This is a genomic window from Streptococcus sp. 2018162, from assembly GCF_019754175.1.
Lineage (GTDB): Bacteria > Bacillota > Bacilli > Lactobacillales > Streptococcaceae > Streptococcus > Streptococcus hashimotonensis.
On sequence record NZ_JAIJZP010000002.1, the window covers coordinates 44,177 to 68,152 of the forward strand.

25 protein-coding genes and 1 pseudogene are annotated in these 23,976 nt (G+C 40.0%); 21 read left to right on the forward strand and 5 right to left on the reverse strand.

All coding sequences use genetic code 11. The features are described from left to right. The first annotated feature begins 52 nt into the window (after positions 1–52). Complete coding sequence (locus K5Q22_RS02535) at positions 53–664, forward strand: FMN-dependent NADH-azoreductase (protein ID WP_205013485.1); 612 nt, start codon at positions 53–55, stop codon at positions 662–664. Between the two features lie 15 nt (positions 665–679). Here the strand turns inward: K5Q22_RS02535 and K5Q22_RS02540 are convergent, their stop codons facing one another. The 4 genes from K5Q22_RS02540 to K5Q22_RS02555 form a co-directional block, all read right to left on the reverse strand. Next, entirely contained in the window at positions 680–952 is a 273-nt protein-coding gene (locus K5Q22_RS02540) for a GIY-YIG nuclease family protein (RefSeq protein ID WP_205013486.1), read from the reverse strand. Further along, entirely contained in the window at positions 942–1,691 is a 750-nt protein-coding gene (locus K5Q22_RS02545; protein ID WP_205013487.1) for a tRNA1(Val) (adenine(37)-N6)-methyltransferase, read from the reverse strand. The genes K5Q22_RS02540 and K5Q22_RS02545 overlap by 11 nt, the downstream gene beginning before the upstream one ends. Positions 1,692–1,771: 80 nt before the next feature. Next, positions 1,772–2,023: a hypothetical protein gene (locus K5Q22_RS02550; protein WP_205013488.1), complete on the reverse strand. Its 252-nt coding sequence runs from the start codon at positions 2,021–2,023 to the stop codon at positions 1,772–1,774. A gap of 9 nt (positions 2,024–2,032) precedes the next feature. Continuing rightward, entirely contained in the window at positions 2,033–2,287 is a 255-nt protein-coding gene (locus K5Q22_RS02555; RefSeq protein ID WP_024407103.1) for a hypothetical protein, read from the reverse strand. A 477-nt stretch (positions 2,288–2,764) separates the two neighbouring features. Here K5Q22_RS02555 and K5Q22_RS02560 point away from each other — a divergent pair, with 477 nt between their 5' ends. Next, positions 2,765–3,856 (forward strand): cystathionine gamma-synthase, encoded by a 1,092-nt coding sequence (locus tag K5Q22_RS02560; RefSeq protein ID WP_205013489.1) that lies wholly within the window; start codon positions 2,765–2,767, stop codon positions 3,854–3,856. A 3-nt stretch (positions 3,857–3,859) separates the two neighbouring features. After that, on the forward strand, positions 3,860–5,020 hold the full coding sequence (locus tag K5Q22_RS02565) for a MalY/PatB family protein (RefSeq protein ID WP_205013490.1): 1,161 nt from the start codon (positions 3,860–3,862) through the stop codon (positions 5,018–5,020). A gap of 31 nt (positions 5,021–5,051) precedes the next feature. Here K5Q22_RS02565 and K5Q22_RS02570 read toward each other — a convergent pair whose 3' ends face one another. Further along, positions 5,052–5,891, reverse strand: coding sequence for an AraC family transcriptional regulator (locus K5Q22_RS02570; protein ID WP_205013491.1), 840 nt, complete (start codon positions 5,889–5,891; stop codon positions 5,052–5,054). 105 nt (positions 5,892–5,996) lie between these two features. On the opposite strand from K5Q22_RS02570, the gene K5Q22_RS02575 reads away from it, so the two are divergent. The 18 genes and pseudogenes from K5Q22_RS02575 to K5Q22_RS02660 all read left to right on the forward strand — a co-directional run bounded on the left by K5Q22_RS02575 (position 5,997) and on the right by K5Q22_RS02660 (position 23,976). Continuing rightward, positions 5,997–8,171: an alpha-galactosidase gene (locus K5Q22_RS02575; protein WP_205013492.1), complete on the forward strand. Its 2,175-nt coding sequence runs from the start codon at positions 5,997–5,999 to the stop codon at positions 8,169–8,171. Positions 8,172–8,183: 12 nt separating this feature from the next. Continuing rightward, the gene (locus K5Q22_RS02580) at positions 8,184–9,419 is read left to right on the forward strand and encodes an extracellular solute-binding protein (protein WP_105125873.1); all 1,236 of its coding nucleotides are present in this window, start codon (positions 8,184–8,186) and stop codon (positions 9,417–9,419) included. A gap of 134 nt (positions 9,420–9,553) precedes the next feature. After that, positions 9,554–10,426, forward strand: a complete 873-nt coding sequence (locus K5Q22_RS02585) for a carbohydrate ABC transporter permease (RefSeq protein ID WP_205013626.1) — start codon at positions 9,554–9,556, stop codon at positions 10,424–10,426. 10 nt (positions 10,427–10,436) lie between these two features. Continuing rightward, entirely contained in the window at positions 10,437–11,267 is an 831-nt protein-coding gene (locus K5Q22_RS02590) for a carbohydrate ABC transporter permease (RefSeq protein ID WP_044983387.1), read from the forward strand. Between the two features lie 69 nt (positions 11,268–11,336). After that, positions 11,337–12,785, forward strand: coding sequence for a sucrose phosphorylase (gtfA, locus tag K5Q22_RS02595; protein ID WP_205013493.1), 1,449 nt, complete (start codon positions 11,337–11,339; stop codon positions 12,783–12,785). 71 nt (positions 12,786–12,856) lie between these two features. Next, positions 12,857–14,473 carry an alpha-glucosidase gene (locus K5Q22_RS02600; protein WP_205013494.1) on the forward strand — a complete coding sequence of 539 codons (1,617 nt, stop codon included), beginning with the start codon at positions 12,857–12,859 and terminating at the stop codon, positions 14,471–14,473. 79 nt (positions 14,474–14,552) lie between these two features. Beyond that, entirely contained in the window at positions 14,553–15,182 is a 630-nt protein-coding gene (gene upp / locus K5Q22_RS02605) for a uracil phosphoribosyltransferase (protein ID WP_012027487.1), read from the forward strand. Between the two features lie 101 nt (positions 15,183–15,283). Beyond that, positions 15,284–15,895, forward strand: a complete 612-nt coding sequence (locus tag K5Q22_RS02610; protein WP_223375679.1) for an ATP-dependent Clp protease proteolytic subunit — start codon at positions 15,284–15,286, stop codon at positions 15,893–15,895. Between the two features lie 126 nt (positions 15,896–16,021). Continuing rightward, the gene (locus K5Q22_RS02615) at positions 16,022–16,294 is read left to right on the forward strand and encodes a YlbG family protein (protein ID WP_014638365.1); all 273 of its coding nucleotides are present in this window, start codon (positions 16,022–16,024) and stop codon (positions 16,292–16,294) included. 378 nt (positions 16,295–16,672) lie between these two features. After that, the gene (locus tag K5Q22_RS02620; RefSeq protein ID WP_000420682.1) at positions 16,673–16,987 is read left to right on the forward strand and encodes a YdcP family protein; all 315 of its coding nucleotides are present in this window, start codon (positions 16,673–16,675) and stop codon (positions 16,985–16,987) included. Positions 16,988–17,002: 15 nt separating this feature from the next. After that, on the forward strand, positions 17,003–17,389 hold the full coding sequence (locus K5Q22_RS02625) for a YdcP family protein (protein ID WP_000985015.1): 387 nt from the start codon (positions 17,003–17,005) through the stop codon (positions 17,387–17,389). A gap of 28 nt (positions 17,390–17,417) precedes the next feature. Further along, positions 17,418–18,803, forward strand: a pseudogene (locus K5Q22_RS02630) (FtsK/SpoIIIE domain-containing protein). A 2-nt stretch (positions 18,804–18,805) separates the two neighbouring features. After that, on the forward strand, positions 18,806–18,958 hold the full coding sequence (locus K5Q22_RS02635) for a hypothetical protein (protein ID WP_000879507.1): 153 nt from the start codon (positions 18,806–18,808) through the stop codon (positions 18,956–18,958). Between the two features lie 22 nt (positions 18,959–18,980). Next, a complete protein-coding gene (gene mobT, locus K5Q22_RS02640; protein ID WP_000398284.1) occupies positions 18,981–20,186 on the forward strand; it encodes a MobT family relaxase in 1,206 nt (401 codons plus the stop codon). 42 nt (positions 20,187–20,228) lie between these two features. Next, positions 20,229–20,450, forward strand: a complete 222-nt coding sequence (locus K5Q22_RS02645; RefSeq protein ID WP_001009056.1) for a hypothetical protein — start codon at positions 20,229–20,231, stop codon at positions 20,448–20,450. 116 nt (positions 20,451–20,566) lie between these two features. Continuing rightward, the gene (locus K5Q22_RS02650; protein ID WP_000342539.1) at positions 20,567–21,064 is read left to right on the forward strand and encodes an antirestriction protein ArdA; all 498 of its coding nucleotides are present in this window, start codon (positions 20,567–20,569) and stop codon (positions 21,062–21,064) included. Positions 21,065–21,152: 88 nt separating this feature from the next. Then, positions 21,153–21,545: a conjugal transfer protein gene (locus K5Q22_RS02655; protein ID WP_000723888.1), complete on the forward strand. Its 393-nt coding sequence runs from the start codon at positions 21,153–21,155 to the stop codon at positions 21,543–21,545. Beyond that, positions 21,529–23,976, forward strand: coding sequence for an ATP-binding protein (locus K5Q22_RS02660; protein WP_000331160.1), 2,448 nt, complete (start codon positions 21,529–21,531; stop codon positions 23,974–23,976). Before K5Q22_RS02655 ends, K5Q22_RS02660 begins: the two co-directional genes overlap by 17 nt.

Here is a 23,976-nt window from a genome sequence, read left to right on the forward strand (position 1 = left end):
ATCAAAAAGAGTAGAATAGAACTATCAATAATTAGTGATAAGGAGATGAATAATGGCAACTGTATTAATTGTAAAGGCCCACCCCCTCGACGCACAAAAGTCCTATGCCTTGCGGGCTTTGGAAGAGTTTCAAACTCGGTACGCCAGTTTGCACCCAGAAGATAACATAGAAATAGTAGATGTCTTTGAGGATCAGATTCCAGCCTTGGACAAGCCCTTGTTTGAAGCCATGGGTGCAGCCAAAAAAGGAGTTGAGATCAGTCCAGAGCAAGCCGAGCGCTTGGAGCGCTATAATGCCTTGACCCAACAATTTCTTGCAGCAGATAAGATTGTCGTGGTCAATCCCCTTTGGAACCTCAATGTGCCAAGTCAATTAGTGTCATGGATTAATACCATTAACGTTGCAGGCTTGACCTTCAAGTATGGATCTGAAGGCTCTATCGGTCTGATCAAGGGCAAAAAATTGTTGCATATCCAGTCCAATGGTGGAGTTTACGCAGGTCAAGATCCAGCAGCCCAATACATCAAGTCTATCTTTGAGTTTCTGGGATTTGAAGACGTTCATCAGGTCTTCATCGAAGGGCAATCGGCTGATCCAAGCCAGGCTCAAGCGATATTTGAAGAAGCTATGGGGAAAATTGATACAATTTTGGAAGTATTTTAAATAAAAAGCCTCGTACTATTTTGTACGAGGTTTTTTTGTCATTTCTGCGATATAGTCTAACTTGCTCTGTCGGCTGCGTTTCTTAAAGAGAGACTCGGCAGACATGGCTTCCTGCTTACTGGCAAAAGCTTCTTGATAGAGCAGGCTGACAGGCAAGCGTCCGCGGGTGTACTTGGCCCCTTTCCCACGATTATGGGTAGCAAGCCGTTTCTCCACATCAGTCGTATAACCAGTATAAAGACTCCCGTCGGCACATTCCAAGACATAAAAGTAGGCCTTATTTTCCATAATAAATCTCATGAATAGCCGGAGTATAGTCGCCGTTTTCCTCATGGACAACCAGAGGTGGCAGGATGTGCAGACCGTCCACCGAGCCGTCCTTGATAGCCTCAATTAGTAGCATATTGGCCTCCTTGCTGGCCTTGGGATAGACAAACTGGATGCGTTTGGGAGCAAGTTTGTAGGTTCTTAGTGTGTCCAAAATATCTAAAAATCGGTCGGGCCTGTGGACCATGGCCAAGCGACCATTGGATTTGAGCACCTGTTGGGCCACCTGGCAAATGTTGTCTAGGTTGGTTGCAATCTCGTGTCGGGCTAGAAGATAATGCTCGCTTTCATTGAGGTTTGAACCCTCGTCTACCTTGAAGTAGGGAGGATTGCAGAGCATCAAATCCACCTTGGACCGCAAATTATACTGGGGTAGATTTGCCAAGTCGTCATTGATGATCGAAACCTGCTCCTCCAGACCATTGAGGGCGATGGAACGGCGGTTCATGTCAGCAAGCCGTTCCTGCAACTCGACTTGAATAATCTGAGCCTTAGTACGCGTGGAGGCAAAGAGGCCCACCGCCCCATTTCCACTACAAAGGTCAACAATCAGCCCCTTCTGAGCAGGCATTTTTGGAAAACGCGACAGGAGGACACTGTCGATGGAGTAGCTAAAAACCTCTCGATTTTGAATAATCTGAACATCTGTCGAGAAGAGCTGGTCAATCCGCTCTCCGTCTAATAACTCAATTTTTTGCATGGTTTTATTATACCATCTTTAGCAGAAAATCTCAGTCCATTTTGGAAGAAAAAGGGAGCGCATATCACGCTCCTTTCAATCTAACTAAAAAATTCAATCCAAGCCCCGACCAGCAAGAAGGCGATACAGAGATAGATTTGCCAATTTGCTTTCAAGGTCCATTCTTTTGACCAAAAGGCACTACGGGCCGTACCGACCGTAGCAAATAGCAAGAGTGCAAGCCAGAGGCTAGGTCCCTTATTTAGCCACTCCCCTACACTTCCTAGAAACAACAATATCATCAAATAAAAATTCAAACTCCGATAAAATTCTTTATTAAATTCCTTAAACATATAAAATCCTCACAATACAAAGAAGGAAATGATTATCCAACTAGCAATCAATCCAATCGTCAGATAAATCTGCCATGTTTTTTTTATCCAGCTACGTGACTTAAAGAAAGCTAGATAACCAGCATAAAGTCCAATTCCAAGCTTGAGAAAATGGATAAACCAAAACGGTCCATTTACAGCAGCATAAATCACTTGTAGGATACAAAGAATGGAGAAATAAAATTCCCAAGTTCGATAAAATGTTCTATTGAATTGTTTAAACATTCTTGTCTCCTTTCAGCTATTTACCAAAAATAAAACGCAGAAAAATAATCAATACAATCAATCCGATATAGAAGATATAACCCATGCGAGTGAGCTCCTTTTCTTCGTTTAGGAAAAAAGCCCTGAAAATATGAATAGGAATGATTATTAGAATTAGGCTTGTATACCAGAGTGGCCACTGATCAAAGCTATCATTGGCAGTTGGTAGCAGAAAGCAAATCCAAAATACCATAGAATAAAAATTACTGAAACGGTAGAAGTATTTGTTGAATCTGACTTTCATAATGACCACCTCTTTGTCATTATATCAAATTAATAATGGATAATCCAGCAAGTATATGTAAGGGGGGAGATATTGTTATAAAGAAAAACTATAACAAAGCTTGCTATTTTTCTATAAGTATTTTTGGATATTTTTCACACCAAATCTCCTATTTCATGCTAGACTATATTGTAAGTTAGATTGGAGTAGATGTTATGACAGATTATAAGATTGATACGATTTTGGCACATACTGGCATCAATAGCGATGAGAGAACAGGTGCCTTGATTTCCCCTATCCACCTTTCGACGACCTATCAACACCCTGAGTTTGGTCAATCGACAGGTTATGACTACACGAGAACAAAAAATCCGACACGTGCCAGTCTAGAGACGACTTTGGCAGCTATTGAAAAGGCCGACTATGCCCTAGCAACGAGCTCGGGAATGGCTGCTCTGGTCTTACTTTTTAATGGTTTTCCTGTAGGGAGTCAAGTGGTAGCGGCGCGTGATTTGTACGGTGGTTCCTTCCGCTGGTTCAATGAGCAAGAGAGTATCGGTAGATTTCAATTTACCTATGTAAACACCGAGGAGGAGCTGATTGCAGCCCTCACCGAAGAGACAGACTATGTTTATCTGGAGACGCCGACCAACCCACTCATGGTGGAGTTTGACATCGCCAAGGTTTCGGCTATCGCCCATGCCAAAGGTGCTAAGGTAATTGTCGATAACACTTTTTATAGCCCTATTTATCAAAATCCACTTGTTCTAGGAGCGGACGTTGTCCTACATTCAGCAACCAAGTACCTATCTGGGCATAATGATGTACTAGCTGGCGCTTTGATGACCAATGATCAAGCCCTATATGATAAGCTCTTTTATGACCAAAATACATCGGGTCCAACCCTATCTCCACTGGATTCTTACTTACTCATGCGTGGACTCAAAACCCTCTCGCTTCGAATGGAGCGGGCGACACAAAATGCTCAGAAAATTGTTGCCTATTTGGAGAAGAGTCCAGCAGTCAAGCAAGTTTACTACACAGGAAAAGGTGGGATGATTTCGGTTAAGGTGGTAGATGACAGTCGGATTCCCCATATTCTCAACACCCTGAAAGTCTTTACCTTTGCTGAAAGTCTGGGTGGAGTAGAGAGTCTGATTACCTATCCAGCCACTCAGACCCACGCAGATATTCCAGCTGAAACCCGTCATTCTTACGGTTTGACAGATGATTTGCTTCGTTTATCTATTGGTATAGAGGATGCGGAAGACTTGATTGCAGATTTAAAAACAGCCTTGGAGGGATAAGATATGACACAGTATAATTTTATAGAGAGTCCAAATCGCCTATCCCAGCATGCGGAAAAATGGAGAAAAGTAGAGACGGATAAAGAACTCTTACCCTTGTGGATTGCAGATATGGACTTTGAGCCACTTCCAGAAATTCGCCAAGCTATCCGTGACTACGCAGATCATCATGTTTTTGGTTATCCTTATGCTAGTGATAGCCTCTATCAGTCCATTATTGACTGGGAAGATAGACAGCATGGCTATAAGATTGAAAGAGAATCCATCCTACTCATCGAAGGAGTTGTTCCTGCTTTATCTGTAGCTATTCAATCTTTGACCGAAGAAGGGGATGCAGTCCTAATTAACACACCAGTCTACCCACCCTTTGCACGGACTGTCAAATTAAACAATCGCCAGCTTGTTACAAACTCACTTGTAGATGTGGATGGCGTTTTTAGAATTAATTTTGACCAGCTTGAAAAGGACATTGTAGAGAATCAAGTGAAACTCTATATTTTCTGTAATCCCCACAACCCAGGTGGTAGAGTTTGGACAAGAGAGGAAGTTTTGGCTATTGGACGCCTCTGTCAGAAACACGGTGTTATCCTTGTCTCAGATGAAATCCATCAAGATTTGACCTTGTATGGTCACAAGCATTATTCCTTTAACACAGTGGATGAAAGTTTTAAAGAGTTTTCAATCATCTTATCATCTGCGACCAAGACCTTCAATATCGCTGGTACAAAAAATAGCTTTGCAATCATTGAAAATCCAAGCATTCGCAAGACTTTCGCTAAGCGTCAATTGATAAATAATCAGCACGAGATTCCAACGATTGGCTTGTTAACCACGGAAGCTGCTTTCACTTATGGAGATGAGTGGTTGAAGGAGTTGAAGGTTATTTTGGAGAGAAATATAGACTTTGTTGAGGAGTATTTGACAACCCATACAAGGATCAAGGTCATGAAGCCCCAGGGAACCTACCTCATCTGGCTTGATTTTTCTGCTTATGAGTTAGAGCATGCGGAGCTCTTTGATATTCTTCATTGTAAAGCGAAGTTGATTTTGAATGATGGTTTGACCTTTGGTAAGGAAGGTAAGCACCATGCACGTCTGAATGTGGCAGCTCCATTTGATGTCATTGAAGAAGCTTGTCAGCGACTTGGTAAGGTTTTTGGATAAAGAAATAAGGACTAGGTGTAAGTATAATCACCTAATCCTTATTTTTTTGTGTTTTTCGAAATTCTGTCGGGCTCATATGGAAATAATTTTTGAAGGCCGCACTGAAGGTAAGAGGGTCTTGGTAGCCGACAGAATAGGCGATTTCAGTGATACTCCGAGAAGCATCTTCTAATAGTTGACAAGAACGATTCATTTTTACTTGTAAAATATAATCTTTCATAGAATAGCCAGTTTCCTGCTTAAAAATTTTATAGAGATAGCTTCGGCTTAGAGCTAGAAAATCTGCTATTTCAGAAACTTTAATTGGATGAGCATAGTGGTTGTGGATCATCTTGATGGCTTGATGAACATAATGCTTGGTTTGTGTTTCAGGCTTAATTAATGTTTCACTTGGAAATTCCTCGATGAGTGCTGCTAAGAGTTGATTGAGATAGCCAATTAAGACCAATTCTGTGATAGAGGGGATGGGATGCATCTGAACATGGTTAATCTGATGCATGTAGCCTAGAATTGGTGACTCTAGATTGGAGTGGAGGTAGTAGTTTTCTAGCAGTTGACTTTGATTCAGTAGGTCTTTTGCTCGTGATCCACTAAAGCCAACCCATATATAGGTCCAAGGATCTATATCATCAGCTTGATAGAAAATGGAAACATCCTTTGGAAGAATAAATAAATCGCCTGCAGCAAGATAGCTTGTTTTTCCATCAACAAGAATTTTTCCTCTTCCTTTTGTAATAAAATGCAGGACAAAATTATCACGGATAGTAGGACCGAAGGAATAGCCCTTGTCACATTGTTCGGCACCGTAATGGTCTACATTTAGGTCAAAGTTGTGACTATCAAGCTCGTTATAGATGTTCAGAATATTCATCTTACTCCTCCTTAGGAAACATTATAACATGTTTTAAATACAAAAGGCTATTAAATAAAGCGTTTTCATTTTGTAAAATAATAGCATAAAGAAGAGATGGGAGAGATGAATGTGATTGAGATTCATGAAATAAAACAGATTTTTCACCTGAAAACAAGAGAATTCTCTTATATCATCCAAGTGTTGGAAACAGGAGATCTGGTTCATCGTTATTTTGGGAAAAAAATCGAAAAATTTAGCGATGGAAACAAAATAACATATTTAGATCGATCGTTTTCTCCGAGTCCAATTACTGGGGATAGGACATATTCATTGGATGTCCTCCCACTCGAATATTCTAGCAATGGTCTGGGAGATTTTAGAACCTCAGCAATAGATGTTCGGAACGAATTTGGAGTTACTCTTGACCTAAAATACAAAGAGTATCGATTATACAAGGGGAAAAAAGAACTGAGGGGATTACCAGCAAGTTTTGGAAATCAAGAAGAGGTAGAGAGTCTTGAAATTGATCTTTATGATCAGTTGACAGATGTTACCGTAACACTTCAGTATTCTGTTTTTGAAGAAGCTTCTTATCTCGCACGGTCAGCTACAATTCAAACTGGCAAATATCCATGCAAACTAGAGAAAGCCTTATCTGCAACGGTTGATTTTCCACATCAAGATTTCATTGTTCACAGCTTGGCAGGACGTTACGCTTATGAAAAAGAGTGGACACAGACCCCATTGACAAAAGGTCAGTATTCGATTGGTAGCATTCGAGGTGCTTCAAGTCATTCAAGAACCCCCTTCTTAGCACTAGCCTCACCCGATGCAAGTGAGGACAAGGGCGATGTTTATGCGGCCCACCTTGTCTATAGTGGCAACTTTACAGCATTTGTCGAAACGACAGCCATGGAAACCAGTCGATTGGGATTAGGATTGGAAAGTCACTATTTCTCATGGCAATTGGATAAGGATGATCGGTTTCAAACTCCAGAAGTTCTCTTATCATATACTGATAAAGGATTTACTGGCATGACACAAAATAGTCATCACTTTATCACAAAACACCTCATTCGATCATCGTTTGTAAACAAACCAAGGCCCATTTTAATCAACAACTGGGAAGCGACCTATTTTGAATTTACAGAAGAAAAGATTTTACAGTTAGCTCAAGTCGCAAGTCGAGCTGGTATTGAATTATTTGTTCTGGATGATGGTTGGTTTGGTAAACGAAACAATGATGAAAGTTCATTGGGCGATTGGAAAGTCAATTTGGATAAGTTGCCAAATGGTTTGAATGGCTTAGCAGAGCGAATAAATGAGCTTGGCATGAAATTCGGACTGTGGTTTGAACCAGAGATGATTTCTATTGATAGCGATCTTTATCGTGAACATCCTGATTGGGCAATTCGCACAGAAGGACGCTTACCAATTTACAGCCGAGAACAATTAGTTTTGGATTTGACCAAGCAGGAAGTCTGTGACTACATCATTGATAGTGTCTCTTCAATATTAGAATCAGCCAATATTTCTTATGTAAAATGGGATATGAACCGTAATATCACCAATATCCCTGAAGGTTTAGCAAATGACCAGCGCTTTGAGTTCCACCATCGTTACATACTAGGTCTCTACCGTGTATTAGACCACCTTACCAAGCGGTTCCCAGATATTCTTTTCGAATCTTGTGCAGGCGGTGGAGGTCGTAATGATTTGGGAATCATGTATTACATGCCGCAAGCTTGGGCAAGTGATGATACAGATGCGATTGAGCGCTTATCTATTCAAGAAGGTACTAGTTTGATTTATCCCCCTTCCTCAATTGGTGCACACGTCTCTGCCGTTCCAAACCATCAGGTTGGTCGTATCACACCTCTTGCTACACGAGGCAATGTGGCTATGATGGGAGGAGCATTTGGTTACGAGCTGGATTTAACGAAACTTTCGGAAAAGGAATTGGATGAAATCAGTCAGCAAATCAAAACCTATCATTCCATTCGTGAGACCATTCAATTCGGTCAGCTCTACCGTCTGAAAAAGACGACCAATACCTGGGCTGCCAATTATGTTAGTCAAGATAAGAATCAAGCGGTCTTTACATTTGTAAAAATTCTTGCCAAGCCAGAAGCGCCTTTGATTTATGTTCGGTTGAAGGGGCTAGACCCAGATGCCCTTTACGAATGCCCACAATTAGGAGAGACATTCTACGGGGATGAACTGATGAACATTGGTCTTACAATGCCACATGTTCAAAAAGATTATTATAGTGTACAATATATTTTTAACAAAATCTAGGAGGATTTTATAATGAAAATGAAAACATTTTTAAAATGTGCGTCAGTGTGTGCTTTTGCTAGCTTCTTGGTTGCTTGTGGGAATGCAAGTAGTAGCGATAAGGTAGAAATTGAATATTTCTCACAAAAACCTGAAATGCAAGCGACTCTTCAGGAAATTATTGATGATTTTGAAAAAGAAAATCCTACGATTGATGTTAAATTTTCAAATGTACCAGATGCAGGAACTGTTTTGAAAACCCGTATGGCAAATAACGAAGCGCCAGATGTTATCAACATTTATCCACAAAATGCGGACTTCAAAGCATATGCAGCGGATGGTCGTTTCCTAGAAATTGGTGATGATGCAGGTTTAAACCACTTGAAAGATGGTGCTGTAACACCTTATCTTGTTAACGAAAAAAATTACACCCTTCCTTTGACAGCTAATGCTTATGGTATTTACTATAATAAAGATAAGTTCAAAGAGTTGGGGCTCGAAGTTCCAACTACCTATGCAGAATTTGTGGCTCTGGTAGACAAAATCAAGGCTGATGGCAGTGCAGCACCGTTTGCTCTTTCCTTGAATGATGCATGGTCATTGAACGGTTACCATCAGTTGGCTTGGGTAACTGTTGCAGGTGGATTTGATGGTGCAGAAGATATTCTGATTCGCAGTGCAAAGGGTGCGATTCAAGATGATGCTACAACGAAAGCTGTCTTAGAACGCTTGCAACTACTGACTGATAATGGACAAAAAGGTGCGACAGGCGCGCTCTATGCAGATGCAGTGGCAGCCTTTGCAGCAGGTGATGCTCTCATGCTTCCACAAGGTACATGGGCAGCTACAGCTGTTAACCAACAAGAACCAGAATTTGAATATGGTATGTTTACCTTCCCTGGTGATAAAGAAGGTGGCGATTATACCATCGGTGCAGCTGACCTTGCTCTCTCTATTTCCGCAGATACAGAGCACCCAGAAGAGTCTAAAAAATTCCTAGAATACCTTTCTCGTCCAGAAGTTATCCAGAAATACTATGATGTAGATGGCTCACCAACTTCAGTTGAAGGAGTAGATACTGAGGGCAAGTTTGAAGAAACTGCTGGAGTTACACAATATGCCTTCACTGACAAACACGTAGTTTGGTTGCAATCTGAATGGGAATCAGAAGAAGAGTTCTGGAATATCACTGTTGAAATGGTTAAAAATCCAAACTCAGCAGAATTAGTGAAAAAACTGAATGCATTCTTTGACCCAATGAAAAAATAATCCAGGAAAACTATAAGCAGAGGCTAGTTGTAGCCTAGCCTCCTTATAGTTGCCTAGTGTCAGTTTTAGTAACCCTATGGGATTCCTTGAACTGAGACTAAGCAACTATAACTTTATCAAAAAGGAGTACCATGATGAATCAAAAAGGATTTATTGCTAAATATTGGCCCTATCTATTTGTTGCCATACCAATTGGCCTACAGTTAATCTTTTTCTTCTATCCTCTATTTACAGGTATCTATTATAGCTTGACGGATTGGAATGGATTGACATCTGATTTCAAACTAATCGGTATTCAGAATTACTTAGATATTTTAAAAAATCCTGATTTTTATACTTCCATGACTTTTACCATTATCTTCACCATTGGTTTAATCATTGGAGAAATAGTCATAGGGATTTGGTTGGCTACCCTGCTCAATCGTAAGATTAAAGCAGTTGGTTTCTTTAGAACTTGGTATTTCTTCCCAGCAGTGCTATCCACAGTCACTTTAGGATTGATTTTCGTTCAGCTGTTCAACTATGGTTTTACACAGATTGGTGAGATTCTGCATATCGATTGGTTGATGGAAAACTTATTGGTACAAGAAAATACGGTCATTCCAGCTGTACTTTTTGTGGCTCTTTGGCAAGGGTTGGCGATGCCGGTTATCATCTTCTTGTCTGGTCTGCAAAGTATTCCAGAAGATGTGAAGGAAGCGGCTGCTATTGATGGTGCAAGTCGTTCTCAACAGTTCTTCAACATTGAGCTTCCATTCTTATTGCCATCTATCAGTATGGTTTTCATCTTGGCTATGAAATCAGGTTTGACAGCATTTGATCTTATCTTTGCATTGACAAGTGGTGGACCAGATGGCAAAACAGAATCCTTGGGTTTACTCGTTTACAACTATGCCTTTGTAGACAACAAATTCTCTTATGCCAATGCTTTGGCTGTAGTACTCTTCATCTTCATTATTGTCATCTCATTGGTTCAGATGAGAATTTCGAAGAAATTTGAAATTTAGGAGGACTGTCATGAATACTCAAAAACAGAAAAATTGGTGGGTCTATCTCGTGCTCTTCAGCGGTATTCTCTTCATGTTTATTCCGCTACTTGTGACGATTATAAGTTCGTTCAAACCAACCAAGGAAATCACGAGCAACTTCTTTGGTCTTCCTGAACATTTCACTTTAAATAACTACGAACGCTTGTTTAATGATGGGATTGTACAATATTTTGGCAATTCTGCCTTGATTACGATTGTAGCTGTTGGCTTGATTTTACTGGTTATTCCAATGGCAGCTTTCGCCGTAGCCCGTCAAATGAAACGCCAGACAGTATTTAATTTTATCTACTTTTTCTTGATTATTGGGATTTTTGTACCTTTCCAAGTGATTATGCTCCCAATGACCAAATTAATGTCAAGCCTTGGTTTGAACAATATTGTCGGTTTGATTATCCTCTATTTGACCTATGCAGTTCCTCAGGCCCTCTTCCTCTACGTCGGCTATATTAAGACCATTGTTCCTGAGGAAATGGATGAGGCGGCAGCTATTGATGGCTGTGATAAATTTACCATGTATTGGAAAATCATTTTCCCACTCATGAAACCTATGCATGCAACTGTTTTGATTATCAATGCCCTCTGGGTATGGAACGATTTCCTCTTGCCCCTATTGGTATTGAACCGTGACCAAAGCATGTGGACTTTACCACTTTTCCAATACAACTATCAAGGCATGTATTTCAGTGATTATGGACCATCATTTGCATCCTATGTGGTGGGAATTATTCCAATCTTACTTGTCTATCTTGTCTTCCAAAAACATATTATTTCAGGTATGACGAGTGGATCTGTCAAATAAATCTAAAGGTTGACTTGTTCAACCTTTTCTAACAATGAAAAAAGAAAAGGCTTGCAAAGGAGAAAATCTATGAAAATTAAAAATCAAGCTATGTTGATTACTTATTCGGATAGTTTAGGCAAGAATCTCAAGGATTTGAAAAAAGTTCTTGAGGGGCCATTGAAGGATGTTGTGGGAGGTATCCATATTCTGCCGTTTTTCCCATCATCAGGTGACCGTGGGTTTGCGCCAATGGATTATACAAAGGTAGATCCTGCATTTGGAGATTGGTCAGATATTGAAGCACTAAGCAAAGACTACTATCTCATGTTCGATTTTATGATCAATCATATTTCTGCAAAATCTCCTTATTTCCTTGATTTTCTTGAAAAGAAAGATGAATCAGCTTATGCGGATTTGTTTATTCGCTATAAAAACTTTTGGCCAAATGGTGAGCCAACGCAAGAAGATGTTGATTTGATCTATAAGCGTAAACCACGTGCTCCATATAGAATTGCAATATTTGCTGATGGTAGCGAGGAGAAGGTATGGTGTACCTTTGATGAGCAACAGATTGACTTGGATGTGACTACAGAGACAACACGCCGGTTCATCCAAGAAAATCTGGAACAGTTGGCAGAACATGGTGCTTCAATCATTCGTTTGGACGCCTTTGCTTATGCCAATAAAAAAATCGGAACCAATTGTTTCTTTGTGGAGCCTGATATTTGGGAAATGCTACATTTTCCACGTCAGTTATTGGCACCAAAAGATGTAGAAATCTTACCTGAAATCCATGAACACTACACCATTCAGCAAAAAATTGCGGAACAGGATTATTATGTTTATGACTTTGCCTTGCCAATGCTGGTTCTCCACGCTTTGTATTCTGGTCATGTCAATCGCCTGGTTCACTGGATGGAGATTTGCCCTCGTAAGCAATTTACAACTCTTGATACCCATGATGGAATAGGTGTTGTGGACGTTAAGGATTTGCTGACGGATGAGGAGACAGAGGAAACGCGTGAAGCCTTGTATGCACAAGGTGCCAATGTGAAGAAAATTTATAGTACAGAAGCCTATAATAATTTGGATATTTATCAGATTAACTGTACATATTATTCTGCCCTTGGCAACAACGATCAAGCTTACCTATTAGCGCGTGTTCTTCAATGTTTTGCACCAGGTATTCCACAGATTTACTATGTTGGTTTACTTGCAGGTGAAAATGATATTGAACTTTTAGAATCAAGTAAGGAAGGCCGCAATATCAATCGCCATTACTATGATTTGGAAGAAATTGAGTACGAAGTACAGCGGCCAGTTGTACAATCCTTGTTCAAACTCCTTAAATTCCGCAATACAAGTCCGGCTTTCGATGGGGAGTTTTCTGTTAAGATGCTGGATGAAACAAGTATGGAAATTTTCTGGAATAATCAAGATGCAGGGGTATCTGCCCGCCTAACAGCCGACCTAAAAGAAAAATCCTTTGAAATTGTTGAAATAGAAGAGGGCAAAATTACCACAATTGAGTTATAATATGATTATATAGAAAGAGGGGATTCCCCTTTTTCTTGCGTAAATAAGATTGTACAGAAAGGATCAATCAAATGTCAGAAATACAAAAAACAGATTGGTGGAAGAAGTCCGTCATTTACCAAATTTACCCTCGTAGTTTTCAAGATTCAAATGGAGATGGAGTAGGGGATATTCGAGGGATTATCAGCCGATTAGATTATCTTCACGAGCTTGGAATTGATGCAATTTGGCTTAGTCCTGTTTATCAGTCTCCCATGGATGACAATGGTTACGACATCAGTGACTACCAAGGAATTGCTCCAGAATTTGGGACCATGGAAGATATGGAAGAGCTGATTGCAGAAGGCCATAAGCGCAATATCAAAATAATCATGGATTTAGTGCTCAATCATACCTCGGATGAACATTTCTGGTTTCAAGAAGCCCTCAAAGGACCAGATAATCCCTATTATGACTATTATGTTTGGGCTGATGAGCCGAATGAATTACGCTCGACCTTTTCAGGCTCTGCTTGGGAATACGTTCCACATCTGAACAAATACTATCTCCACCAATTCTCTGTTAAGCAACCAGATCTGAACTGGAAAAATCCTGCTCTGAAACAAGAAATCTGGGATATGATCAATTTTTGGATTGAAAAAGGTGTCGGTGGTTTCAGGCTAGATGTGATTGATTTGATTGGAAAAGAACCGGAAAAATTAATTACAGCCGATGGACCGACTCTCCATCCTCTTATTCAGGAATTAAATGAGAAAACCTTTGGTGCATACGACTTAGTGACTGTTGGGGAAACCTGGAGTGCCAATCCAGAAAATGCTCAGTTATATTCGCACCCTGACCGAAAAGAATTTTCGATGATTTTCCAATTTGAACACGTAGGACTTGATCAGCAGGAAGGGAAAGAAAAGTGGGATTTGGCACCGCTTGACCCAGCTCGTCTGCATAAGGTTCTATCCAAATGGCAGACTGAACTGGTTGGTAAAGGCTGGAACTCTCTTTTCTGGAATAACCACGATTTACCTCGTGCCATTTCTCGCTTCGGTGATGATCGACCTGCATTTCGTGAGCTAAGTGGTAAAATGTTGGCTATTTATCTTCATTTTATGTCAGGGACACCTTATATCTACCAAGGTGAGGAAATTGGTATGATTAATACACCAATTACGGATATTAGCCAAGCGGACGATATTGAAACACGTCGCATGTATGCGGAACGGATTGAAAATGGCTTTACCAAGGAGGAATTGATTACTTCTATAAATGCCAAAGGTCGTGATAATGCTCGCCGTCCAATGCAATGGACAGGAACAGAAGGAGCGGGCTTCAGTACAGGTCAAGCCTGGCTGGCTTTGGGAGATACTGTCAAAGACATCAACGTTGAAAAAGCACTTGCAGACAAACAATCGCTTTTCTACACCTATCAAAAATTAATTGCTCTTCGGAAAGAGTATCCTTGTATGTCTGAAGGAAAATATGAAGTGATGGAGACTGGAAATAGCTTGGTAATGGCCTACCGTAAATATGATGAACAGGATGATTTCATCATATTAGTAAACTTTTCAAGCCAGGAGCAGGCTTATACTATAGCTGTGGAAGAATATTCTATTTTCATGAACAATTATGAAAACGAAGAGGCGATTAATAAAGGGATGTTGAGACCTTTTGAAGCTATCGTTTTCAAAAAATAAATAAATTTGCCATATTCTCAAGCATTTTTTCAATTTTTTTGGTAAAATAGAAAAAACAAAAAAGAGAGGTTTTATCATCATGGGGAAATTCCAAGTCATTTCACACCCACTCATTCAGCATAAGTTGTCTATCCTTCGTCGTACATCTACTTCAACAAAGGATTTTCGTGAGTTGGTTAATGAAATCGCGATGCTGATGGGTTACGAAGTTTTGCGTGACTTGCCACTTGAAGATGTGGAGATTGAAACGCCAATCACTAAAACAGTTCAGAAACAAATTGCAGGTAAAAAATTAGCTATCGTACCAATTCTTCGTGCAGGTGTTGGTATGGTTGATGGTTTGCTAAGCTTGGTACCAGCAGCTAAAGTTGGTCACATCGGTATGTACCGCGATGAAGAAACCCTTCAACCCGTTGAGTATCTTGTGAAATTACCAGAAGACATTGATCAACGTCATATTTTTGTAGTTGACCCAATGCTTGCTACAGGTGGTTCAGCTATTCTTGCAGTTGATTCATTGAAAAAACGTGGTGCTTCAAATATCAAATTTGTTGCTCTTGTTTCAGCTCCAGAAGGTGTAAAAGCTCTTCAAGATGCACATCCAGATATTGATATTTACACAGCAGCTTTGGATGAAAAACTCAATGAAAAAGGCTACATCGTACCAGGTTTGGGAGATGCAGGTGACCGCTTGTTCGGTACAAAATAATTGATTAAAAGGAATCAGCTCTGCTGGTTTCTTTTTCATTTCCTGAAATCGTGTTTTTTATTTGACCAATTTTGACTATTCATATATAATGGGTACAGAAAATCTCGAAAAGGAGTAATTTTATGATTCCAGTAGTTATTGAACAAACTAGCCGTGGTGAGCGCTCGTATGATATTTATTCCCGTTTGCTCAAGGATCGCATTATCATGTTGACAGGACCAGTTGAGGACAATATGGCAAACTCTATCATTGCACAATTGCTTTTCCTTGATGCCCAAGATCCTACAAAGGATATTTACCTCTATGTTAATACGCCAGGAGGATCGGTGTCAGCAGGTCTTGCCATTGTAGACACGATGAATTTCATTAAAGCTGATGTTCAAACCATCGTTATGGGAACAGCTGCGAGCATGGGAACCATCATTGCATCAAGCGGTGCCAAGGGCAAACGTTTCATGTTGCCAAATGCAGAGTACATGATTCACCAACCGATGGGTGGAACAGGTGGTGGCACTCAGCAAACAGACATGGCTATTGCAGCAGAACACCTATTAAAAACACGTAATAAGCTAGAAAAAATCTTGGCAGACAATTCAGGTAAGACAGTCAAGCAAATCCATAAGGATGCAGAACGGGATTACTGGATGTCAGCAGAAGAAACCTTGGCTTACGGATTTATTGACCAGATTATGGACAATACAAAAGTCAAATAAGCAGTGAAAAATATGTAATAACACTGACTATTCCTATTAGCTCCAACTCTTTTACAGGTAGTTGGAGCTTTTCATTTGTCATTGAAAACGGTATAATATAGAAAGAGAATTTTTAGAGGAGAAGACATGTTTGAGAAGAAAAATCGCACTTGCTTAACTGTCTATTTACACTACAATCGTGATGCACGTAAACTCAGCCAATATGGAGATATTGTTTACCATTCCAAACGATTGCGATATGTTTTGGTGTATATGGATCAAGAACTAGTAGAAGCTACCATATTAAAATTGAAAAAGGAACGTTTTGTAAAAAAAGTGGTTCCTTCGTACATTAAGGAATTAGACCAAAACTTTGTAGGTAATCTATGGAGAGATGAAGAACCATCAGTCGCAGGATAGTCGGAATTAGCAGGGGATACATACCTGCTAATTTTTTATTTTAAAAATAGCATAAAAATCTAGTTATCCGCATAAAAACTGGACTTATCACACTTTATCAAGGTCAAAACCACTCAATTTACTACTAATTTACTACTTATGAATGAGCTTTGATACGACGATTTATCCTTGAAAAGTGAAGATATAAAGATACTTCCAATAAAATTTGAATATTTAATAGGTAGACACTTCAAAAAATGAGGTGTCTATTTTTTTACCCGATTTTGAAAGGAAGTGAACTTATGAAAACAAAAAATCAAGAATCAAAAGGTCGTTCCCCACTCTTTAAGACCATCAAACATTCATTCAGCCAATAAAAAAGAAAGGATAGGTAAAAATATGGAACTTAAATTTGTGATTCCCAACATGGAAAAAACATTCGGCAATTTAGAATTTGCTGGCGAGGATAAAGTCGTTCAGCGAAGAATCAACGGACGGCTAACTGTCTTATCAAGAAGCTATAATCTCTATTCTGATGTTCAAAGAGCAGATGATATTGTGGTGGTGCTTCCTGCTGAAGCTGGCGAAAAACATTTCGGCTTTGAGGAACGTGTGAAGTTAGTCAATCCACGTATTACCGCAGAGGGCTACAAAATCGGCACTCGTGGTTTTACAAATTACCTTTTACATGCTGACGACATGATAAAAGAATAAAGAAAGAGAGGAAAAATGATGAGATTAGCAAATGGCATTGTATTAGATAAAGACACGACTTTTGGAGAATTGAAATTCTCTGCTCTACGTCGTGAAGTGAGAATCCAAAATGAAGACGGGTCGGTTTCAGATGAAATCAAGGAACGTACCTATGACTTAAAATCCAAAGGACAAGGACGCATGATTCAAGTAAGTATTCCTGCCAGCGTGCCTTTGAAAGAGTTTGATTATAACGCACGGGTGGAACTTATCAATCCCATTGCGGACACCGTTGCTACTGCCACCTATCAAGGAGCAGATGTTGACTGGTATATCAAGGCAGACGATATTGTGCTGACAAAGGATTCTAGTTCATTCAAAGCTCAACCACAAGCAAAGAAAGAACCGACACAAGACAAATAGTCGCTAGGTAGAAAGGAGACTTTTTCGCATGAAACAGCGTGGTAAAAGGATTCGCCCATCTGGTAAAGATTTAGTCTTTCATTTTACGATAGCGTCACTCCTGCCTGTTTTCCTGCTGGTTGTCGGACTGTTTCATGTGAAGACAATCCAGCAGATCAACTGGCAGGATTTTAACCTATCACAAGCAGATAAGATTGACATTCCCTATTTAATTATCAGTTTCAGTGTCGCAATTCTTATCTGCTTGCTGGTAGCGTTTGTATTCAAACGGGTTCGCTATGATACGGTTAAACAACTTTACCACCGTCAAAAACTGGCAAAGATGATACTTGAAAACAAGTGGTATGAATCTGAACAGGTCAAAACAGAGGGTTTCTTTAAAGATAGTGCTGGTCGTACAAAGGAAAAGATAACCTACTTCCCTAAAATGTATTATCGACTTAAAAATGGCTTGATACAGATACGGGTGGAAATCACGCTGGGAAAATATCAAGACCAACTCTTACACTTGGAAAAGAAATTAGAGAGTGGCTTGTACTGTGAGCTGACGGATAAAGAGTTAAAGGATTCCTATGTGGAATATACTTTGCTCTATGACACCATAGCCAGTCGTATTTCTATTGATGAAGTAGAAGCTAAAGATGGTAAACTTCGCTTAATGAAAAACGTATGGTGGGAATATGATAAGCTCCCTCATATGTTGATTGCTGGTGGTACAGGTGGCGGTAAAACTTACTTTATACTGACACTGATTGAAGCCTTGCTTCATACAGATTCAAAACTGTATATTCTTGACCCGAAAAATGCTGATCTTGCGGACTTAGGTTCTGTGATGGCAAATGTCTACTATAGAAAAGAAGACTTGCTTTCTTGCATTGAAACATTCTATGAAGAAATGATGAAACGTAGTGAGGAAATGAAGCAGATGAAGAACTATAAGACTGGCAAAAATTATGCTTACTTAGGTCTCCCGGCACACTTCTTAATCTTTGATGAATACGTCGCTTTCATGGAAATGCTGGGAACAAAAGAAAACACCGCAGTTATGAATAAGCTGAAACAGATTGTCATGTTAGGTCGTCAAGCTGGCTTCTTTCTAATACTGGCTTGTCAACGTCCAGACGCAAAATATTTAGGCGACGGAATCCGTGATCAGTTTAATTTCAGAGTGGCTTTAGGTCGTATGTCTGAAATGGGCTATGGCATGATGTTTGGCAGTGACGTACAAAAGGATTTCTTCTTAAAGCGAATCAAAGGTCGTGGCTATGTTGATGTAGGAACAAGTGTCATATCAGAGTTTTATACTCCCCTTGTACCAAAAGGATATGATTTCTAGGAGGAAATTAAAAAGTTATCCAACAGCAGACAGTCCACGCAGGCGACGTGCGAAGCGGAAGTCGCAGGTGTGGACTGATCTTGCTGGCTGGTGTGGCAATAGCCACGCCAGCACTTAACCCCCCGTATCTAACAGGGGGGTACAAATCGACAGGAAACAGTCAAAAAAACATTAGAAAATCCTTTGGTTACAAGGGATTTACAAAATTTCAGCGTATGTCAAATGGGCTTTAAAAGTTGACATACGCCTTTTTGATTGGAGGGATTTTTACTGAATGAACAAACTTGGTTACAGCATTTAAAAGAAAAACGCTTGGCTTATGGACTATCTCAAAACCGTTTAGCTGTTGCGACTGGTATTACAAGGCAGTATCTAAGCGATATTGAAACAGGAAAAGTCAAGCCATCAGAGGATTTACAGCAGTCCCTTTGGGAAGCTCTGGAACGCTTCAATCCCGACGCTCCCCTTGAAATGCTGTTTGATTATGTAAGAATTCGCTTTCCGACAACAGACGTACAGCAGGTGGTCGAAAACATCTTACAACTGAAACTGTCCTATTTTCTTCATGAGGACTATGGTTTCTATTCTTATTCAGAGCATTATGCTTTAGGCGACATATTCGTCCTTTGCTCCCATGAACTGGACAAAGGAGTTCTGGTGGAATTGAAAGGTCGTGGGTGCAGACAATTTGAAAGCTATCTTCTGGCACAACAAAGAAGCTGGTATGAGTTCTTTATGGACGTTTTGGTGGCTGGCGGTGTGATGAAACGCCTTGACCTTGCCATTAACGATAAGACAGGGATTTTAAATATCCCTGTACTCACTGAAAAGTGCCAACAGGAAGAATGTATCTCCGTCTTCCGCAGTTTTAAAAGCTATCGCAGTGGCGAACTGGTACGCAAAGAGGAAAAGGAATGTATGGGAAACACCCTCTATATCGGTTCATTACAAAGTGAAGTTTATTTCTGTATCTATGAAAAGGACTACGAGCAGTACAAGAAAAATGATATTCCCATTGAAGACGCAGAAGTAAAAAACCGTTTTGAGATTCGATTGAAAAATGAGCGTGCCTATTATGCAGTCCGTGATTTACTCGTCTATGACAATCCAGAGCATACCGCCTTTAAAATTATCAATCGGTATATCCGTTTTGTAGATAAAGACGATTCCAAACCTCGTTCTGATTGGAAACTGAATGAAGAATGGGCTTGGTTTATTGGGAACAATCGTGAACGATTAAAACTAACCACAAAACCAGAGCCTTACTCCTTCCAAAGGACGCTGAACTGGCTATCTCATCAAGTTGCCCCGACCTTAAAGGTTGCGATTAAACTTGATGAAATCAACCAGACGCAGGTTGTAAAAGACATTCTCGACCATGCGAAACTGACAGACCGACACAAGCAGATTTTGAAGCAACAGTCAGTAAAAGAACAGGACGTGATAACAACAAAAAAATAACTCAAATACAAATTCATTGAATATAGAGAGGAGAACATTTTTATGAATTTTGGACAAAACCTTTATAACTGGTTTCTATCAAACGCTCAATCACTGGTGCTTTTAGCAATCGTTGTGATTGGCTTGTATCTTGGCTTCAAGCGTGAGTTTAGCAAACTGATTGGCTTTTTAATTATTGCGATTATTGCGGTTGGCTTAGTCTTCAACGCTGCTGGAGTAAAAGACATTTTACTAGAGCTATTCAATCGCATTATTGGTGCTTAAATAAAACCGTTCTTTTGTGGAATATAAGTGGTTTTCTTATGTTCCGCAAAGGAATGGTACACCAAACGAAGTGCGGTAGGGATTTTTGAATCTCTACAAAGAAAGGACGTGAATATATGGACGATATGCAAGTCTATATTGCGAATTTAGGCAAATACAATGAGGGCGAATTGGTCGGTGCGTGGTTTACCTTTCCCATTGACTTTGAGGAAGTCAAAGAGAAAATCGGCTTGAATGATGAATATGAGGAATACGCCATTCATGACTACGAGTTACCCTTTACGGTTGACGAATACACTTCCATTGGCGAACTCAATCGACTATGGGAAATGGTATCGGAATTACCCGAAGAATTACAATCGGAGCTATCTGCTCTGCTCACTCATTTTTCAAGCATTGAAGAACTAAGCGAACATCAAGAGGATATTATCATTCATTCCGATTGTGATGATATGTATGACGTGGCACGCTACTACATTGAAGAAACGGGTGCTTTAGGCGAAGTACCAGCTAGTCTTCAAAACTATATTGATTATCAAGCCTATGGTCGGGATTTAGACCTTTCAGGAACGTTTATCTCAACCAATCATGGGATTTTTGAAATCGTCTATTAAATCTGTCGGTACATTACTACTGGCAGATTTTCTATTTTACGGGGTGGCTCAATCAGCTACCCCTATTTTTTATGAAAGGATTGATTACATGAAGAAAATACGAAGCTATACCAGTATCTGGTCTGTGGAAAAGGTACTGTATTCTATCAATGATTTTAGACTTCCGTTTCCCATAACCTTTACGCAAATGACATGGTTTGTCGTGTCACTCTTTGCAGTGATGATACTTGGCAACTTGCCCCCTCTTTCCATGATAGAGGGAGCATTTCTCAAATACTTTGGGATTCCTGTGGCTTTCACATGGTTTATGTCTACAAAAACTTTTGATGGTAAAAAGCCTTATGGATTTTTGAAGTCTGTCATTGCTTATGCACTGCGACCAAAGCTGACCTATGCAGGAAAAAAAGTAACGCTTGGCAGAAACCAGCCACAAGAAGCCATTACAGCAGTTAGGAGTGAATTTTATGGCATATCCAATTAAATACATTGAAAACAATCTCGTCTGGAATAAAGACGGGGAATGTTATGCTTACTATGAGCTTGTTCCTTACAATTACTCATTTCTAAGTCCAGAACAGAAAATACAAGTGCATGATTCTTTCAGACAGCTTATCGCACAAAATCGTGATGGCAAAATTCATGCTTTACAAATCAGTACAGAATCCAGCATACGTTCTGCACAAGAGCGTTCCAAAAATGAAGTCACTGGCAAGCTCAAAGCGGTTGCCTATGACAAAATCGACCAACAGACAGACGCTTTAATATCCATGATTGGCGAAAATCAAGTGAACTACCGTTTCTTTATCGGCTTTAAGTTGCTTCTCAACGATCAGGAGTTTTCTATGAAAAGTCTTACCGTTGAAGCAAAAAATGCTTTGTCTGATTTTGTCTATGATGTGAACCATAAGCTGATGGGCGATTTTGTTAGTATGAGTAATGATGAAATCCTGCGTTTTCAGAAGATGGAAAAGCTCTTAGAAAATAAAATCTCTCGTCGTTTCAAAATCCGCAGGTTAGATAAGGACGACTTCGGCTATCTGATTGAACACCTTTACGGACAGACAGGCACTGCCTATGAAGAGTATGAGTACCATCTATCAAAGAAAAAGCTGGATAATGAAACGCTGATTAAATACTATGACTTGATTAAGCCTACTCGCTGTTTGGTGGAAGAAAAACAGCGATATTTGAAAATCCAGCAGGAAGATGAAACCGTCTATGTAGCTTACTTTACCATTAACAGCATTGTCGGAGAACTGGACTTCCCGTCCTCTGAAATCTTCTACTACCAGCAACAGCAATTTACATTCCCGATTGATACGTCAATGAATGTGGAAATTGTAGCGAATCGTAAAGCCCTATCTACTGTCCGCAATAAAAAGAAAGAACTGAAAGACTTGGATAACCACGCTTGGCAAAGTGATAATGAAACCAGCTCCAATGTGGCGGAAGCTCTGGAAAGTGTGAATGAGCTGGAAACCAATTTAGACCAAAGCAAGGAATCTATGTACAAGCTGTCTTATGTGGTAAGGGTATCAGCAAATGATCTTGACGAACTCAAACGTCGTTGTAATGAAGTGAAAGATTTTTATGACGATTTAAGCGTAAAACTGGTACGACCATTTGGGGATATGCTCGGCTTACATGAAGAATTTTTACCTGCCAGCAAGCGTTATATGAATGATTATATTCAATACGTGACCTCTGATTTCCTCGCTGGTTTAGGTTTTGGTGCTACTCAAATGCTGGGGGAAAATGAGGGGATTTATGTTGGCTACAGCTTAGATACTGGACGCAATGTCTATCTGAAACCTGCTCTTGCCAGTCAAGGGGTTAAGGGTTCAGTAACCAATGCGTTAGCGTCGGCTTTTGTTGGTTCGCTGGGTGGTGGTAAATCCTTTGCGAATAACCTTATCGTCTATTATGCGGTGCTTTATGGGGCACAAGCAGTGATTGTAGACCCAAAAGCAGAACGTGGCAGATGGAAAGAAACCTTGCCAGAGATTTCCCATGAAATCAATATCGTCACTCTGACTTCTGATGAGAAAAACAAAGGCTTACTTGACCCTTATGTGATTATGAAAAATCCCAAAGATTCTGAATCACTGGCTATTGATATTCTGACATTCCTTACGGGGATTTCCTCTCGTGATGGGGAACGCTTCCCAATCCTTAGAAAAGCCATTCGTGCAGTAACCAATAGTGAAGTACGAGGGTTGATGAAAGTGATTGAGGAATTACGGGTTGAGAATACGCCACTAAGTACCAGTATAGCCGACCATATCGAAAGTTTTACAGACTATGACTTTGCACATTTATTATTCAGTAATGGTTATGTGGAGCAGTCTATCAGCTTAGAAAAACAACTGAACATTATACAGGTTGCGGACTTGGTACTTCCCGACAAGGAAACTTCCTTTGAGGAATATACCACTATGGAGCTTTTATCCGTTGCTATGCTGATTGTCATTAGTACCTTTGCTTTAGACTTTATCCATACAGACCGAAGCATTTTCAAGATTGTAGATTTAGACGAAGCATGGAGCTTTTTACAGGTAGCACAAGGAAAAACACTATCTATGAAGCTGGTTCGGGCTGGTCGTGCTATGAACGCTGGGGTATATTTCGTGACCCAAAATACAGACGACCTCTTAGATGAAAAACTGAAAAATAACCTCGGCTTAAAATTTGCATTTCGTTCCACTGACCTTAACGAGATTAAAAAGACCTTAGCCTTTTTTGGTGTAGACCCAGAGGACGAAAACAATCAGAAGCGATTGCGTGATTTGGAAAACGGGCAATGCCTTATCAGTGATTTATATGGTCGTGTCGGTGTGATACAGTTCCACCCTGTATTTGAAGAACTGCTCCATGCCTTTGATACCAGACCACCTGTGCGAAAAGAGGTGTAA